At 66.5% G+C, this 16,048-nt stretch carries 10 protein-coding genes; 3 read left to right on the top strand and 7 right to left on the bottom strand.

Annotated elements, in window-relative coordinates:
- Positions 1–105 precede the first annotated feature (105 nt).
- From D0T21_RS01450 to D0T21_RS01435, 4 genes are read right to left on the bottom strand one after another with little or no spacing between them, the layout of a single operon-like run.
- On the bottom strand, positions 106–1,533 hold the full coding sequence (locus tag D0T21_RS01450; RefSeq protein ID WP_116988084.1) for an efflux transporter outer membrane subunit: 1,428 nt from the start codon (positions 1,531–1,533) through the stop codon (positions 106–108).
- A complete protein-coding gene (locus D0T21_RS01445) occupies positions 1,530–4,835 on the bottom strand; it encodes an efflux RND transporter permease subunit (RefSeq protein ID WP_116988083.1) in 3,306 nt (1,101 codons plus the stop codon). Before D0T21_RS01445 ends, D0T21_RS01450 begins: the two co-directional genes overlap by 4 nt.
- Entirely contained in the window at positions 4,832–7,939 is a 3,108-nt protein-coding gene (locus tag D0T21_RS01440) for an efflux RND transporter permease subunit (RefSeq protein ID WP_116988082.1), read from the bottom strand. The genes D0T21_RS01445 and D0T21_RS01440 overlap by 4 nt, the downstream gene beginning before the upstream one ends.
- Positions 7,936–9,363 carry an efflux RND transporter periplasmic adaptor subunit gene (locus D0T21_RS01435; protein ID WP_116988081.1) on the bottom strand — a complete coding sequence of 476 codons (1,428 nt, stop codon included), beginning with the start codon at positions 9,361–9,363 and terminating at the stop codon, positions 7,936–7,938. The genes D0T21_RS01440 and D0T21_RS01435 overlap by 4 nt, the downstream gene beginning before the upstream one ends.
- A 252-nt stretch (positions 9,364–9,615) precedes the next feature.
- Between D0T21_RS01435 and D0T21_RS01430 the strand changes: the two genes are divergently transcribed.
- From D0T21_RS01430 to D0T21_RS01420, 3 genes are read left to right on the top strand one after another with little or no spacing between them, the layout of a single operon-like run.
- Positions 9,616–10,092, top strand: a complete 477-nt coding sequence (locus D0T21_RS01430) for a Spy/CpxP family protein refolding chaperone (protein WP_116988080.1) — start codon at positions 9,616–9,618, stop codon at positions 10,090–10,092.
- 55 nt (positions 10,093–10,147) lie between these two features.
- The gene (locus D0T21_RS01425; RefSeq protein ID WP_116988079.1) at positions 10,148–10,870 is read left to right on the top strand and encodes a response regulator; all 723 of its coding nucleotides are present in this window, start codon (positions 10,148–10,150) and stop codon (positions 10,868–10,870) included.
- A complete protein-coding gene (locus D0T21_RS01420) occupies positions 10,870–12,141 on the top strand; it encodes a HAMP domain-containing sensor histidine kinase (RefSeq protein ID WP_116988078.1) in 1,272 nt (423 codons plus the stop codon). The genes D0T21_RS01425 and D0T21_RS01420 overlap by 1 nt, the downstream gene beginning before the upstream one ends.
- Here D0T21_RS01420 and D0T21_RS01415 read toward each other — a convergent pair.
- The 3 genes from D0T21_RS01415 to D0T21_RS01405 are packed head-to-tail and all read right to left on the bottom strand — an operon-like array spanning position 12,110 to position 16,016.
- Positions 12,110–12,646, bottom strand: a complete 537-nt coding sequence (locus D0T21_RS01415; protein ID WP_116988077.1) for an N-acetyltransferase — start codon at positions 12,644–12,646, stop codon at positions 12,110–12,112. The genes D0T21_RS01420 and D0T21_RS01415 overlap by 32 nt on opposite strands.
- Before the next feature lies 1 nt (position 12,647).
- Positions 12,648–14,519, bottom strand: a complete 1,872-nt coding sequence (gene sppA, locus D0T21_RS01410; RefSeq protein ID WP_116988076.1) for a signal peptide peptidase SppA — start codon at positions 14,517–14,519, stop codon at positions 12,648–12,650.
- A gap of 51 nt (positions 14,520–14,570) precedes the next feature.
- Positions 14,571–16,016 carry a sodium:solute symporter gene (locus tag D0T21_RS01405; protein WP_116988075.1) on the bottom strand — a complete coding sequence of 482 codons (1,446 nt, stop codon included), beginning with the start codon at positions 16,014–16,016 and terminating at the stop codon, positions 14,571–14,573.
- Between the last annotated feature and the right edge of the window lie 32 nt (positions 16,017–16,048).

The following is a 16,048-nucleotide window of genomic DNA, read 5'->3' as shown; positions in this document are numbered from 1 at the left end:
GGCGGTCAGGCGTTTCGGGAAAAGTGGTAATTGTTGACATCTTGCCAGATGATTATACAAACACCGCACCCAAACGCCAAACTGTGTCGCCCGCGCTACACCGCCCTACTCGCTTGCCGCATGCCAGCCGCCGCCCAGCGACTGGATCAGCGCCACCGCCGTGGTCTGGCGGTCGGCCTGCGATTGCACCAGCGCGCGGCGCGCCGCCAACGCCGTGTTCTGCGCGGTTACCACGTCGCTGTAACCAACCTGGCCGGCACGGTAGCGGTTGAGCATCTGCGCCTCGACCTGGTCGGCCGCCTCGGAGGCGATCTTGCGCAGGTCCTGCTGCTGGGCCAGCGCGCGCGTCGCGGCCAGTTGGTTCTCGACGTCGGCAAAGGCGCTCAGCACCGTCTGGCGGTACTGGGCGATGGCGGCGTCGCGCGCGGCCTCGGCGCCGCTGACGCGGGCCTTGGTGGCGCCGGCGTCGAACAGCGTCTGCGCGGCCGACAGTCCCAGCGACCACAAGTTGTTGGAGGCGTTGAACAAGCCGCCGGTGGAGCTGGAACCGTAACCAAAGGAGCCAGTCAGGTTCAAGCTCGGGAAGTAGGCGCTGCGGGCCACGCCGATCTGCTCATTGGCGGCGGCCACGCGGCGCTCGGCGGCGGCGATGTCGGGGCGACGCTGCAGCAGCGTCGATGGCACGCCGGTCGGCACATCGGGCACCACCACATTCCACGGCGCCGGCGGCAGCGTGAAATCGCTGGCGGCCTTGCCCAGCAGGACCGCGATCGCATGCTCCAGCGTGGCGCGCTGGCGGCCCAGCGTGACCTGGTCGATGCGGGCGTTGGCCAGCTGGGTTTGCGCCTGCAGCAGGTCGGACTTGGCGGCGATGCCGGCGTCGAAGCGGTTCTGCGTGATTTGCAGTACGCGCGCATAGCCTTCGGTGGTGGCGTCCAGCAGCGCCTTTTGGGCGTCGGTCTGGCGCAACGAGAAGTAGTTGGTGGCCAGCTCGCCCTGCGCCGACAGGCGCGCGGCGGCCAGTTCGGCGGCGTTGGCCTGCATGCTGGCCTTGGCGTTGTTGGTGCCGGCGCGCAGCTTGCCCCAGACGTCCGGTTCCCAGCTGCCGCCGATGTTGGCACGGTACTGGTTGCCGGTCGGAGTGTTGCCACCGCCGCCGGAGCGGTTGGCGCTGCCGTTCAGCGTCGCCGACGGGAACAGAGAGGCGCGCTGCTGCTCGACCAGCGCGCGCGCCTGCGCGTAGTTGGCGACGGCGGCGGCGACGTTCTGGTTCGAGACCTCGACGCTGTCGGCCATCTGGTTCAGCAACGGATCGCCGAACAGCTGCCACCACGGGCCGCGTTCCAGCGTGTCGGCCGGCGCGGCGGCGGTCCAGCCGGCGGCGACCTTCTCGGCCTCGCTGGCGGTTTCCTTGTAGGCCGACGGCTGCGGCGTGGACGGCAGCTGGTAGGCCGGGCCGACCGCGCAGCCGCTGGCCAGCAGCACCGCCATTGCGATCAGGGAGTAACGGAAGGATGGTGCGTAGTTGTTCATGGTGTGCTTGGCGCTTCGCTGTGGATGCGGCTTAAATGTTGTTCGGACGTGCCGCGGCGACGCAGCTTGTCCATCAGGATGTAGACCACCGGCGTGGTCAGCAACGTCAATACTTGGCTGGCGATCAGACCGCCGATGATGGCCACGCCCAGCGGCTGGCGCAGCTCGGAGCCTTCGCCGAAGCCGATCGCCAGCGGCAGCGCGCCCAGCGCGGCGGCCAGGGTCGTCATCAGGATCGGACGGAAGCGCAGCAGGCACGCCTCGCGCACCGCCTGCAACGGCGTCAGGCCGCGCGAACGTTCCGCCTCCAGCGCGAAGTCGATGATCAGGATGGCGTTCTTCTTGACGATACCGATCAGCAGGAAGATGCCGATCAGCGAAATGGTCGAGAACTCCATCTTGAAGATCAGCAGCGCCAGCACCGCGCCCACGCCCGCCGACGGCAGCGTGGTCAGCACGGTGACCGGATGCACCAGGCTTTCGTACAGGATGCCCAGCACGATGTAGATCACCACGATGGCGGCCAGGATCAGCAGCGGCAGCGATTTGTTGCTGTCCTGCGCGGCCTTGGCCGAGCCCTGGAAGCTGCCGCGCACATTGTTCGGCATGCCGATTTCCGCTTCGGCCGCCTTGATCTGCTCCGCCGCATCGGACAGGCTGGTACCCGGTTGCAGGTTGAAGGCGATGGTGGTCGCCAGTTCGCCGTCCTGGTGGTTGATCGAGGTCGGCGCCGAGCTTTCGGCGAAGCTGGCCAGCGCCGAAAGCGGCACCATGGTGGTGGCCTTGGTGCTCAACGCGGAGCCGGACGACGCATCCTTGACCGCCGGCGCGGCCACGTTGGCCGGGGTGGCGCTGGCGGTGCTGGCGGTGCTGCTCGCGCTGGAGGTGCTGCCCGTGCCGCCGGTAGCAGCCACCGACACCGCCACCGGCGCGCCGTTAGGATTGCTGGCGCTCGGCGCCGGCAGGCCTTTCGACGGCACATACACATCGTTCAGCGCCTCCGGGCTCTTGGCATACTCGCGCGGCACTTCCATGATGACGTGATACTGGTTCAGCTCATCATAGATGGTGGCAACCTGCCGCTGGCCGAAGCTGTTGTACAAGGCGTTGTCCACATCGCGCGCCGACAGGCCGAGGCGCGAGGCGCTGCTCTTGTCGATGGTGACGAAGGTCTCGACACCGTTGTCCGCCTGGTCGGTATCGACGTCGGTCAGCGCTTTCTGGCCCTTCATCGCATCGGCCAGACGGCTGGCCCACTTCTTCAAATCGGCCTGGTTGTCGCTCTTGAGCGTGTACTGGTAGTTCGAATTGGCCTGGCGTCCGCCGGCCCGCAGATCCTGCACGGGGCTCAGGAACAGGCTCACACCCGTCACCCTGGCCAGCTTGGGACGCAGGCGCGCGATCACCGCCTGCCCTGCCACGGAGCGCTGGTTGGCCGGCTTCAGGTTGATGAACATGAAGCCACCGCCGGCGCGGCGGCCGCCGGTAAAGCCGACCACCGTGGCGACATCGGGATCGTCCTTGATGATGTTGACCAGCTGTTTCAGCTTGCCCTGCATGGCCTGGAACGAGATGCTCTGGTCAGCGCGGATGCCACCGTTGATCTGGCCCGTGTCCTGCTGCGGGAAGCCGCCCTTCGGTATCGCCGCGAACAGGTAGAAGTTCAGGCCGATCACGAACACAAGGCTCAACATCACCAGCCAGACGCTCGACAGCGCCCAGTCCAGGCTATGCTCGTAGCCCTTGAGGATAAAGTCGAAACCGCGCTCGAAGAAACGGGCGATGCGGCCCGGCGGCTTGGCGTGGACATGGCCGGGCTTGAGCAGCCACGCGCACATCATCGGCGTGGTGGTCAGCGAGATCACCAGCGAAATCATCACCGCCGCCGACAGCGTGACGGCGAACTCCTTGAACAGCGCGCCGAACTGGCCGCCCATGAACAGCAGCGGAATGAACACGGCGATCAGCGAGAGGCTGATCGACAGCACGGTGAAACCCACCTCGCGCGCACCCAGCAGCGCCGCCTCGAAGCGGTCCATGCCGGCCTCGATATGGCGGGTGGTATTTTCCAGCACCACGATGGCGTCGTCGACGACGAAGCCGGTGGCCACCGTCAGCGCCATCAGCGACAGGTTGTTCAGGCTGAAGCCCAGCAGATACATGGCGCCGAAGGTGCCCAGCAGCGAGACGATGGTCGCCACCGCCGGCACGATGGTGGCGCGCACGCTGCGCAGGAAGGCGCTGACCACCAGCACCACCAGCAGGATGGAAATGATCAGTGTGATCTCGATCTCGTGCAGCGACGAGCGGATCGAATTGGTGCTGTCGCTGGCGACGTCGATCTTGACGTCCGACGGCAACTGCGCCTGCAACTGCGGCAGCTGCGCGCGCACGCTGTTGACGGTTTCGATGACGTTGGCGCCGGCCTGCGAACGCAGGATGACGATGATCGCCGGCTTGCCGTTGAACAGGCCAAGGTTGTTGTTGTCCTCGACGCCATCGATCACCTGCGCCACGTCCTGCAAGCGGATCGCGGTGTCGTTGCGCCAGCCGACCACCAGGTTGCGGTAGTCGGCGGCGGAGCGTCCGCCGCTGGCGTTGGCCGAGACGGAATAGATCTGCAAGCGGCGGCCATTGCCCTGCAAGGCGCCGCGCGGGCGGTTGGCGTTGGTGGCCTGGATGGCCGCGCGCACGTCTTCCGCCGACAGGCCGTAGCGGTTCAGCGCATACGGATTCAGTTCGACCCGCACCGCCGGCAGCGAGCTGCCGCCCAGTTCCACGTCGCCCACGCCGGTCACTTGCGACAGGCGTTGCAGCACGGTGTTGGAGACGGCGTCGAAGATCTGGCCAGGCGTGCGGGTGTCCGACGTCAGCGCCAGGATCATCACCGGGATGCCGGAGGTATTGGCCTTGCGGTAGGTCGGATTGCTGCGCAGCGTGGCCGGCAGGTCGACGCGGCTGGCGTTGATCGCCGCCTGCACCTCGCGCGCGACCGAGTCGACGTTGCGGTTCAAGTCGAACTGCAAGGTCACGCTGGAGGAGCCGGTGTTCGATTGCGACGTCATCTCGTTGACGCCGGCGATCACGCCCAGGTGGCGCTCCAGCGGCGTGGAGACGCTGGTGGCCATGGTCGCAGGGCTGGCGCCCGGCAGGTTGGCGTTGACCGAGATGACCGGGAAATCCACCTGCGGCAGCGGCGCCACCGGCAGCACGAAGAACGCGCCGATGCCGGCCAGCGCCAGGCCGCACGTCAGCAGGACGGTGGCGATCGGACGCTTGACGAAGGGTGACGACAGATTCACAGCACACCACCTTCAATCTGCGCCGGCGGGTTGGCGGCCTTGCGGCCGAAGCGGCGCGCCAGGCTGTCGAAGCCCAGGTAGATCACCGGCGTGGTGAATAGCGTCAGCATCTGGCTGACGATCAAGCCGCCGAAGATGGCCAAGCCCAGGGGGCGGCGCAGTTCGGCGCCCTCGCCCCAGCCCAGCATCAGCGGCACGGCGGCAAACAGCGCGGCCAGCGTCGTCATCAGGATCGGACGGAAGCGCAGCAGTGCCGCCTGGTGGATCGCTTCGCGCGGCGGTTTGCCCTCTTCCCGCTCCGCCTCGATGGCGAAGTCGATCATCATGATGGCGTTCTTCTTGACGATACCGATCAGCAGGATGATGCCGATGATGCCGATCACGCCCAGGTCCTGTCCGCTGACCAGCAGCGCCAGCAAGGCGCCGACGCCGGCCGACGGCAGCGTCGACAAAATCGTCAGCGGATGGATATAGCTTTCATACAGCACGCCCAGCACGATGTAAACGCAGATCACGGCGGCCAGGATCAGCCACAGTTGATTCGACAGCGAAGCCTGGTAGGCGCCGGACGCGCCGAGGAAGGTCAGCGTGACCGAGGCCGGGAACTTGATCTCGGCGGCGGCCTGCTTGATGGAGTCCACTGCCGTGCCCAGCGAAACGCCGGGCGCCGTGTCGAAGCCCAGCGTGGTGGCCGGGTACTGCGCCACGTGCGTCACCTGCAGCGGCGCGGCGCGCTCGCTGATGGTGGCCACCGCCGACAGCGGCGTGGCCTTGCCGGAGCCGGTGCGGATCTGCAGGTTGCCCAGGTCGGCCGGGGTGGTGATGTCGTCGCGGCGCGCTTCCAGGATCACGCGGTACTGGTTGGTCTCGGTGAAGATGGTCGATACGATGCGCTGGCCGAAGGCGCTGTACAAGGCGTCGTCGATGGAGGCGGCGGTGATCGACATGCGCGAGGCGCTGTCGCGGTCCACGCTGACGTAGGCCGCGTTGGCGCTGGCGCCGACGTCCGACACCACGTTGCGCAGCTCGTGCTTGGTGCGCATCTGCTCCGCCAGCTTGGTGGCCCACTGGTTGACGGTGGCGTTGTCCGCGCCTTCGATCGACACGCGGAACTGGGTCGGGCCGGATTCGGCGTCGATGGTCAAGTCCTGGGTCGGTTGCAGGTACAAGGTCAGGCCGGGGATCTGCGACACGCGCTGGCGCAGGCGGTCCATGGTCTCCTGCTGGCTGCCGCTGCGCTGGTGCTTCAGGTTGATCAGCATGCTGCCGGTGTGGAGCATGGTGTTGTTGGCGGCGTCCACGCCGACCACGGAGCTGAGCGTGCCGACGTCGGGATCTTCCAGGATCAGGCGCGCGGCCTGCTGCTGCAGGTCCGCCATCTTGGCGTAGGAGACGGCCTTGCCGGTCTCCAGGCGCGCTTGCAGCTGGCCGGTGTCCTGGGTCGGGAACAGGCCTTTCGGGATCACCACGTACAGCAACACCGTCAGCGCCATCGTGCCCAATGCGACCAGCAGCGTCAGGCCGGCGTGGTTCAGCACCCAGGTCAGCGAACGGTCGTAGTGGTTGATCACCCAGTCGAAGAACTGCTGGAAGCGGCGGGCGAAGCGGCTCGGCTTTTCCTCGGCGTGGCTCTTGAGCCAGCGCGCCGACATCATCGGCACCAGCGTCAGCGACACCACGGCGGAGATCAGGATGGTAATCGCCAGCGAGATCGCGAATTCGCGGAACAGGCGCCCCACCACGTCGCCCATGAACAGCAGCGGGATCAGCACGGCGATCAGCGACACCGTCAGCGAGATGATGGTGAAGCCGATCTGCTTGGCGCCCTTGAGCGCGGCAGCCATCGGCGTTTCGCCCTCTTCGATGTAGCGGGCGATGTTCTCGATCATGACGATCGCATCGTCGACCACGAAGCCGGTGGCGATGGTCAGCGCCATCAGCGACAGGTTGTTCAGGCTATAGCCGAGCAAATACATCACGCCGCAGGTGCCGATCAGCGAAATCGGCACCGACAGGCTGGCGATCACGGTGGCGCGCAGGCTATGCAGGAAGGCGAAGATCACCAGCACCACCAGCACCACGGCCAGCAGCAGCTCCATCTCCACGTGTTCGACCGAGGCGCGGATGCCGGTGGTGCGGTCGCTCAGCACCTCGACCTTCATCGCGCCGGGCAGGCCGGCTTGCAGCTCCGGCAGGCGGGCCTTGATCGCATCGACGGTGGCGATGACGTTGGCGCCCGGTTGGCGCTGCACGTTGAGGATGATGGCCTTCTTGTTGCCGGACCATGCGCCCAGTTCGACGTTTTCGGCGCTGTCCTTGACGGTGGCGACATCGGCCAGGCGCACCGGGGCGCCGTTCTTGTAGGCCAGGATCAGGTCCTTGTAATCCTTGGCGGTCACCAGCTGGTCGTTGGCGTTGATGCTGTAGGCGCGGGTAGGACCGTCGAAGCTGCCCTTGGCGCCGTTGGCGTTGGCGGCGGTGATCGCGGTGCGCAGCGTGTCCAGCCCGAGGCCGTAGGACGCCAGCGCGTTGGTGTCTGCCTGGATGCGCACGGCGGGACGCTGGCCGCCGCTGAGCGTGACCAGGCCGACGCCGGAGACCTGGCTGATCTTCAGCGCCAGGCGGGTGTTGACCACGTTCTGCACTTCGGTCAGCGGCATCGTGTCCGAAGTGATGGCCAGCGTCAGCACCGGCGCGTCGGCCGGGTTGACCTTGGCGTACACCGGCGGCGCCGGCAGGTCGGTCGGCAGCAGCGAGGCGCCGGCGTTGATCGCGGCCTGCACTTCCTGCTCGGCCACGTCCAGCGTCTGGCCCAGGCCAAACTGCAGGGTGATGATGGAAACGCCGGCGGCGCTGGTGGAACTCATGCGCTGCAAGCCGGCCATCTGGCCGAACTGGCGCTCCAGCGGCGCGGTCACGGTCTGGCCCATCACTTCGGGGCTGCCGCCGGGGTACAGCGTTTGCACCTGGATGGTGGGGAAGTCAACCTGCGGCAGCGCGGACAGCGGCAGGAACTTGAAGCCGACGATGCCCGCGAGGACGATCGCCAGCATCAGCAGCGATGTCGCTACCGGCCGCTGGATGAATGGTGCTGATGGACTCATTGTTGTGCCGCGCCCTGTTCTTTGCGATGATGACGACGCTCACCGTCCGCAGGAGCGGAGGCGGCATCGGCGGCCGAAGCGGCCGGCGCCGACGCCGCAGCGTCGGCCGGCGCGCCATCGCGCTTGCCCTTCCAGCCGCCCGCACCGCCGGCGGCGCCGTCGTGCTTACCCTTGCCGCCGCCGGCGCCCGGCAGCGTAACCTTGGCGCCTTCCTTCAGGCGGTCGCCGCCCTCGGTGATGACCTGCTCGCCCACTTGCAGGCCGCTGGCAATCTGCACTTTATCGACCGTGGCCTGGCCGCGCGTGACCGGGCGGACGGTGACGGTCTTGTCTTCCTTGAGCACGTAGACGAAATCGCCGGTCGCGCCGTGGCGCACCGCCGTCACCGGCACCATCACCGCATCCTTGATGGTGCGCAGCTCCAGCCGCACGTTGACGAACTGGCTCGGGAACAGCGCCGATTTGGCGTTGGCGAAGCGCGCCTTGGCCTTCACGGTGCCGGTCTGCACGTCGACCTGGTTGTCCATGGCCGCGAATTTGCCGTTGTCCAGCGCATTGGTGCGGGTGCGATCGAGCGCGATGGCCGGCAGCTGTGCGCCGCCGTTCACCTGCTGCATCACCATCGGCACGCTGTCCTGCGGGATCGAGAATTCAACATCGATAGGCGACAGCTGGGTAATCACGGCAAGGCCGTTGGCGTCGCCGGAGCTGACCAGGTTACCGATATCGACCACGCGCAAGCCCACGCGGCCGGTGATCGGCGCGATCACTTTGGTGTAGCCCAGATTCAGCCTGGCCGTGCCTTCCTGCGCGCGGTCGGTCATGACCGTGCCTTCCAGCTGCTTGACCAGCGCCGCCTGCGTATCGACGTCCTGGCGGGCGATCGAGTCCTGGCCCAGCAGCGTGCGATAGCGGTTCAGTGTCAGCTTGGCGTTTTCCAGCTGTGCCTCGTCGCGCTGGCGGTTGCCGGAAGACTGCAACAGCGCCATTTCGAACTGGCGCGGATCGATCTGCGCCAGCACCTGCCCGGCCTTGACCATCTGGCCTTCCTTGAACAGCACCTGCTGCAGAATGCCCGACACTTGCGGACGTACTGTGGTGGTGGCCGCGGCGGTCACCGTGCCCAGCGCCTCCAGCGTGACCGGAATGTCAGCTTTGTCCGCAGTCGCCACGCCTACCGTGGTGGCCGCGCCGCCGCGTCGACCGCCCGCGCCGCCGGGACCACCAGGGCCGCCGGGACCGGGAGGACCGCCCGCGCCTTGCGCACCGGGCGCGCCGGTGCTTGGCGCCTGGTGCGTCAGGTACCACGCCAGGCCGCCCAGCCCCGCCATGGCGGCAACGGCGATGACGCTGCCGATGACTTTGGAACGGCGGCTGCGCTGCGGTGGGGTGGCATTCAAACTCGGCTTGGCTTGCGATTCCATCTTGGTCCTTTTTTTATGCGTGCGTGTCCATGGCAAATACACCATGGCGATCAATGCGTGGACTCTAGCACAGGCACCCCGCCGCTGTCAGTCATGGCTCACCGGAGGTTACAAACTCGATACAAATCAAGGACTTTGCGCACCTGGCGTTAAAGTAGCTTTACATATCTTTACCGGCGCGACATCGCCGCTTCACGCGGGCGGCGCACACTGGCCTCGTTGTCTCCCACATTCACCAAACGAGGATAAAACATGAGTATCTTTAACCGCCAAACCGTCGCCGCATTCCTGCTGGGTTCCACGCTGGTCGTGGGCGTCGGCGCCTTCGCTGTCGAACGCCACATGGGCATGGGCGGGTCGCACGCCGCCATCGACAGCAGCGCCCATATGGATCACATGCTCAAGCACCTGTACGTCGAAGTCGACGCCACCGATGCGCAGAAGGCCAAGATCGAACCGCTGCTCAAGGCCGCCATGGCCGATATCAAGCCTCTGCACGAGCAGGTACACCAGCTCCATGCGCAGCTGATCCAGCAGATGTCCGCCGCCACCATCGACCGCTCGGCGCTGGAAACCACCCGCGCCTCGGGCCTGGCGCTGGCCGACCAGGCATCGAAGCGCATCGTGCAGCTGCTGGCTGACGTAGGTGATACCCTTACGCCTGCCCAGCGCCAGAAACTGGCCGACCATCTGGGCAAGATGCACGAACGCGGCGGCCATCACGGCTAAGCCGTCTTGTGAAGCGGGTCGCCTGTCCGTAGAATGGTCCGCGTGAACCTCAACCATGAACCCCATGCCTGACCATATCCTGCTGGTCGAAGACGACCCCCGCCTGGCCGAGATGCTCACCGAGTATCTGAGCCAGGCGGCTTTTCGCGTCACGCACGCGCCCAACGGCCGCGCGGCGCTGGAGCACATCACGGCCGGCGACGTCGACGCCGTGATCCTGGACCTGATGCTGCCCGATATGGACGGCCTCGATGTCTGCCGCCAGCTGCGCGCCGTGTCCGACGTTCCGGTGCTGATGCTGACCGCGCGCGGCGACGCCATCGACCGCATCATCGGCCTGGAAATCGGCGCCGACGATTACCTGCCCAAACCCTTCGAACCGCGTGAGCTGCTGGCCCGCTTGCGCGCCATCCTGCGCCGCCGCGTCGAGCATCGCCACCAGCCCGACGGCGCGGCCCAGCGCGACGCCGAGTTCCTGCGCTTCGGCCGGCTGGAGATCGACCCCGCCGCGCACGCCGCGCGGCTGGACGGCGCATCCTGCGAGCTGACCTCCTACCAGTTCGACCTGCTGCTGGTGCTGGCCCGCCACGCCGGCCGCGTGCTGTCGCGCGACAGCCTGATGGAGCTGCTCAAGGGCGAACCGCTGGAGGCCTTCGACCGCTCGATCGACGTCCACATGTCGCGCATCCGCGCCGCCGTCGAGGACGATCCCAAGAAACCGCGCCGCATCATCACCGTGCGCGGCGCCGGCTACCTGTTCGCCAAGGTGCAGGACTGATGGCCGCCTCGCGCTTCAGCTGGGGCCTGCCGCGCCTCTACTTCCGCTTTTACGTGGCCCTGCTTTTCAGCCTGCTGCTGTTCGCGCTGGCGGTGGTGCTGGTATGGAACCGCAGCGGCGGGCCGCTGGAACGCTCCAACGCCACGCTGGCAATGGTGATCCAGAATTCGCTGGCGCCGGCCAGTGCGCCGCCGGCCGAACAGCAGGCCGCGCTGGAGCGCATGGCCGCCGGCCTGGATGCGCACATGACGCTCTACACCCGCAACTGGGAGCAATTGGCGGTGGTCGGCATGCCCATCTCCTCGCATCATTGGAAACAGCACAGCATGGGCGGACCGCCGCCCGAATCCTATGTGCACCTGCCGGACGGCCGCCGCTTGCTATCCAGCGAACCGCTGGGCTTCACGCGGCCCAAGGCCATGCTGCACAACGCCTTGCTGCTGCTGGCGCTGGGCATAGGCATCGCCGCCTTCCCGCTGGTGCGACGGCTGACCAAGCGGCTGGAGCGCTTGCAGCAAGGCGTGGAATCGCTGGGCGCCGGCGACCTGACGGCGCGCGTGCCGGTCGAAGGCAAGGACGAAATCGCGCGGCTGGCGCAAAGCTTCAACCGCGCCGCCGACCAGATCGAACAACTGGTCGGCGCGCACAAGACGCTGCTGGCCAACGCCTCGCACGAGCTGCGCACGCCGCTGGCGCGCATCCGCCTGGCGCTGGAGCTGATCAAGGACGGCGTCGATCCCAAGCGCCGCGCCGGATTGGAACAGGACATCGCCGAGTTGAACGACCTGCTGGACGAGATCCTGCTGGCCAGCCGCCTCGGCGCCGTCTGCGACAACGCGGAACTGGAAGAACTGGATCTGTTGGCGCTGGCCGCCGAGGAATGCGCGCGCTACGACGACGCGGTGCTCAACGGCGCCTCCGCCGTGATGCAGGGCGACCCGCGCTTGCTGCGCCGGCTGCTGCGCAACCTGCTGGAGAACGCGCACCGCCACGGCGTGCCGCCGGCGCAAGTCACCATCGCCTGCGACGAGGGGCTGGCCACGCTGGCGGTTTGGGATAGTGGTCCGGGGATACCGGAAGCGGAATTCGAGCGGGTGTTTGAACCGTTCTATCGCCGGCGCGGCACGCGCGACAACAGCGGTGCGGGCCTCGGCCTGGCGCTGGTGCGCCAGATCGCCCGCCGTCACGACGGCGAGGCCCGTTGCGTGCTGATGCCCGATGGCCGCAGCAGTTTCGAAATTACGCTGCCGTTAGCGACAACGCCAGCATGATGTCGTCGTAATCGGTATCGCCGACGCGGAAGGTGCGTTGGCCGATACGTTCAAAGCCGCAGCGCTGGTAGAACGCCAGCGCATCGTGGTTACCGGCATAGACGCCCAGCAGCACGCGGCCCGCGCCGCGTGCGCGCGCCTCCGCCACCGCCGCATCCATCAAGCGCTTGCCGACACGCTGTCCGTGAAAACGGTGCAGCAGGTAGATGCGTTTGATTTCCAGGTCGTCCGCGCGCGGATCGGCCACCGGCAGCTTGGCCGGCGCCAGCACCAGATAGCCTATCGGCGCCCTGCCCGGCGTGGCTTCCGCCAGCCAGATGCGCATGGTGTCGTCGGCCAGCCAGTCGCGGTAGACGGACGTTGCGTGCTGACGCTCGCAGTGGGCGATGATGTCGCCGCCATCGAGGATGCCGGCAAACGCTTCGAGGAAGCTGGCCTTGCCCACTGCGGACAAGGCCTCCTCGTCGCCGCGCATTGCGGCGCGGATGGCGATCTCGCCGCTCATATCAAGGCGATTCGCACAGGCAGTGGGTGATCGCGGTGAACGGCTTGTGCGCCGCCGTGATCTCCGACAGCCAACCCAGGTCGTTGACGATGCCGGCCGCCGCATTAGGCGGCAGGCCGGTGCTGGCGGTCACGCCCAGCTTGACCTGCGCGCCGATGGCCTGCGCCACCGCCTGCGCAGCCGAACCACCGACCATTTCGATGATGCGATCAAACTTGCTGGCTTCGCGTTCGATATACACCACGCGGTAGTCGGTCAGCTTGGCGCGCTTGGCGGCCGATTTGAGCGCGTCGTTGTAGCTGCCCAGCGTGTCGACCAGGCCACGCTCCTTGGCTTGCGCGCCGGTCCATACGCGGCCCTGCGCCACGGCGTCGATTTTCTCCGGCGTGGTCTTGCGGGCCTTGGCGGCGCGGCCGGTGAACTCGGCGTAGATGTGGTTGATGCTGCCCTGGATCACCTGGCCGAAGCGCGGGTCCAGCGGACGCAGTGGATTGCCGGCGTCGCCCAGCCAGGTGGTCGGCTGGCCGGCGGTGTGGATGCCCAGCTTGTCGATCACCTTGTCGGCGGTCGGCAGGATGGCGAACACGCCGATCGAGCCGGTGATGGTGTTCGGGTCGGCGATCACTTCGTCCGACGACATCGAGATCCAGTAGCCGCCGGATGCGGCGACGTTACCCATCGAGACCACCACCGGCTTGCCGGCGGCGCGGGTCAGTTCCAGCTCGCGGCGGATCAGTTCCGAAGCGAAGGCGCTGCCGCCAGGCGAATCGACGCGCAGCACCACGGCCTTGATATGGTCGTCCTCGCGCGCGGCGCGTATCAGCTTGGAGGTGGAGTCGCCGCCGATGGCGCCCGGACCGGCGGTGCCGTCGCTGATCTCGCCCTGCGCCACGATCACGCCGATGGCGTCGCCGGTGAACTTGGTGTGCACGCGGGCCAGGTAGTCGTCAAAGCTGATCTGGCGGAAGCTCTTGCCTTCGGTGTCGCGCGCGCCGCGCTTGATCATCATGTCGCGCACTTCGTCCTTGGTTTTCAGGCCGTCGACCAGCTTGGCCGACAGCGTCAGCTTGGCCAGGTCGCCATTGACTGCGGCCACTTGTGCAGGCAGGTCGTTGATGGTCTTCATGACCTGGCCGTCCGGCAGCTTGCGCGCCTTCTCGATGTCGCCGGTGTAGGAAGCCCACAGCGCGTTGTTCAGGTAGGACTCCGCCTCGACCGCCGCCGGCGACGGGCCGTTGGCGATGTACGGTTCGCCGAAGCTCTTGTAGGTGCCGACGCGCAGCAGATTGACCGTCACGCCCAGTTTGTCGAGCGCATCACGGTAGTAGTTGCGATAGCGGCCGAAGCCTTCCAGCAGCACCATGCCCATCGGGTGCAGATACACCTCGCTGGCGTGCGCGGCCAGCAGGTACTGGCGTTGGTCGTAGCTGGAGCCCCAAGCCACCACCGGCTTGCCGGAGGCCTTGAAGCGCTCGATGCCGGCCGCCACTTCGCGCAGCATGGCCTGGCCGCCGCCTTCCATCTCGTCGGTCAACAGCACGGCGCCGGTGATCTCGGGATCCTTGGCGGCCGTCTCCAGCACGGACAGCACGTCGCGCAGCTGCATCATCTTGTGGGTCTCGCCGCCGCGCACGCTGGTCAGCAACGCGTCGCGCGCGTTGGTGTTGGACTGTTCGACCAGCTGGCCCTTCAGGTTCAGCACCAGCGTGGTCTTGGGCGACAGCGGCTTGGCGCCGCCGCCGAAGATGGCGTACAGCAGAATAATCAGCACCAGCAGGAACAACAGGTTCAGCACCGCGCGGCGGCCGGTGTCCAGCGCGCGCCAGCAAAAGGCGAAGCCGCTACGAATGTAGGAAAACGGGGATCTGCTCATTTGTACTCCAAGTGATTGCGTAATTTGCAAGAATGATACTGCATGCCATCGTTACTGTCTCGGTTTGGATATCAGCAGCAACCCGGTGAACACCAGCAATCCGTTCATGATAAGCAGCTCCAGGCCCAGACGATAGCTGCCAAACAGCAATTGTTGATTGTAATCAATAACATAGCACAGGGTCGGCCCGGCCAGCGCCACCAGCGGTACCCAGCGGTCGCGCACGCTGCGGCGGGTCAGGATGCCGAAGGCGAACAGGCCTAGCAATGGGCCATAGGTATAGCCGGTCAGCTTCAGTACAAGGCCGATCATGCTGGCGTTGTCCAGCCATTTGAACAGCAGCACCAGCAGCAGGAACAGCGCGCCGAAGCCCAGGTGGATGCGGTGGCGCAGGCCCACCTTGGCCGCTTCCGGCAGGTCGGCGCGGCGCTGCATGCCGAGGATGTCGATGCAGAAGCTCGAGGTCAGCGCGGTCATGGCGCCGTCCGCGCTGGGGAACAGCGCGGAGACCAGGCCGATGAAGAAGATCAGCTGCACGGCGGCCGGCATGTGCTGCATCACCACGGCCGGGAACAGCTTGTCGCCGGTCGCCGCCAGGCCCACCGTGGGCGCGTACAGGCTCAGCAGGCCGCCGAGGAACATGAACAGCAGCAGCACGCCGGTCAGGATCACGGTCAGCAGCAGCATGTTCTTTTGCGAATCGCGCAGCGTCTGGACGGAGATGTTTTTCTGCATGATCTCTTGGTCCATGCCGGTCATCGCCAGCACGATGAAGAAGCCGGCCAGCAACTGCTTCCAGAAATACGCGGGGCTGTCGACCGAGGTGGTGACAACGTGGGTCAGCCCGCGCGCTTCCATCGCCGCCAGGCTGGCGGGCAGGCTCAGGTCCAGTTGGCCCAGCAGCCAGCCGGCGCAGATCACCAGGCCCAGCAGCATGCCGGCGGTTTGCAGCGTGTCGGTCCAGACGATGGTCCTGACGCCGCCTTCGTAGGTGTACAGCAGGATCATGGTCAGGATCACCAGCGTGGTCAGCCAGAACGGTACACCCAGGCTGTCGAGGATGGTCGCCTGCAGGATGTTGACCACCAGGTACAGCCGCGCCGACGCGCTCAGGGTGCGCGACAGGATGAAGAACGCTGCGCCGCTCTGGTAGGAGCGATGACCCAGCCGCTGGTCGAGATAGCTGTAGATCGAGGTCAGCTTGAGGCGGTAGTACAGCGGCAGCAGAATGTAAGCGACGGCGATGTAGCCGAGCACATAGCCGAGTATCACTTGCAGGTAGCCGAAGCCGTCGCGGCCGACGGCGCCGGGCACGCTGATGAAGGTGACCCCGCTCAGCGTGGTGCCGACCATGCCGAACGCGACCAGCATCCAGTTGCTGCGCTTGTTACCGATGAAGAAGCTGTCGTTGGTGGCGTTGCGGGAGGTGCGCCAGGCCACGGCCAGCAGCAAGGCGAAATAGGCGAAGACCAGACAGAACAGGGAAACAGCAGACATGAGGGGCGATCCAATGATTCAATTCGCCGCCA

Source organism: Duganella sp. BJB476, from assembly GCF_003416895.1.
Taxonomy (GTDB): domain Bacteria; phylum Pseudomonadota; class Gammaproteobacteria; order Burkholderiales; family Burkholderiaceae_D; genus Rugamonas.
Note: the sequence above shows the minus strand (reverse complement) of the source record. Positions and strands in the feature narration are given on the sequence as shown.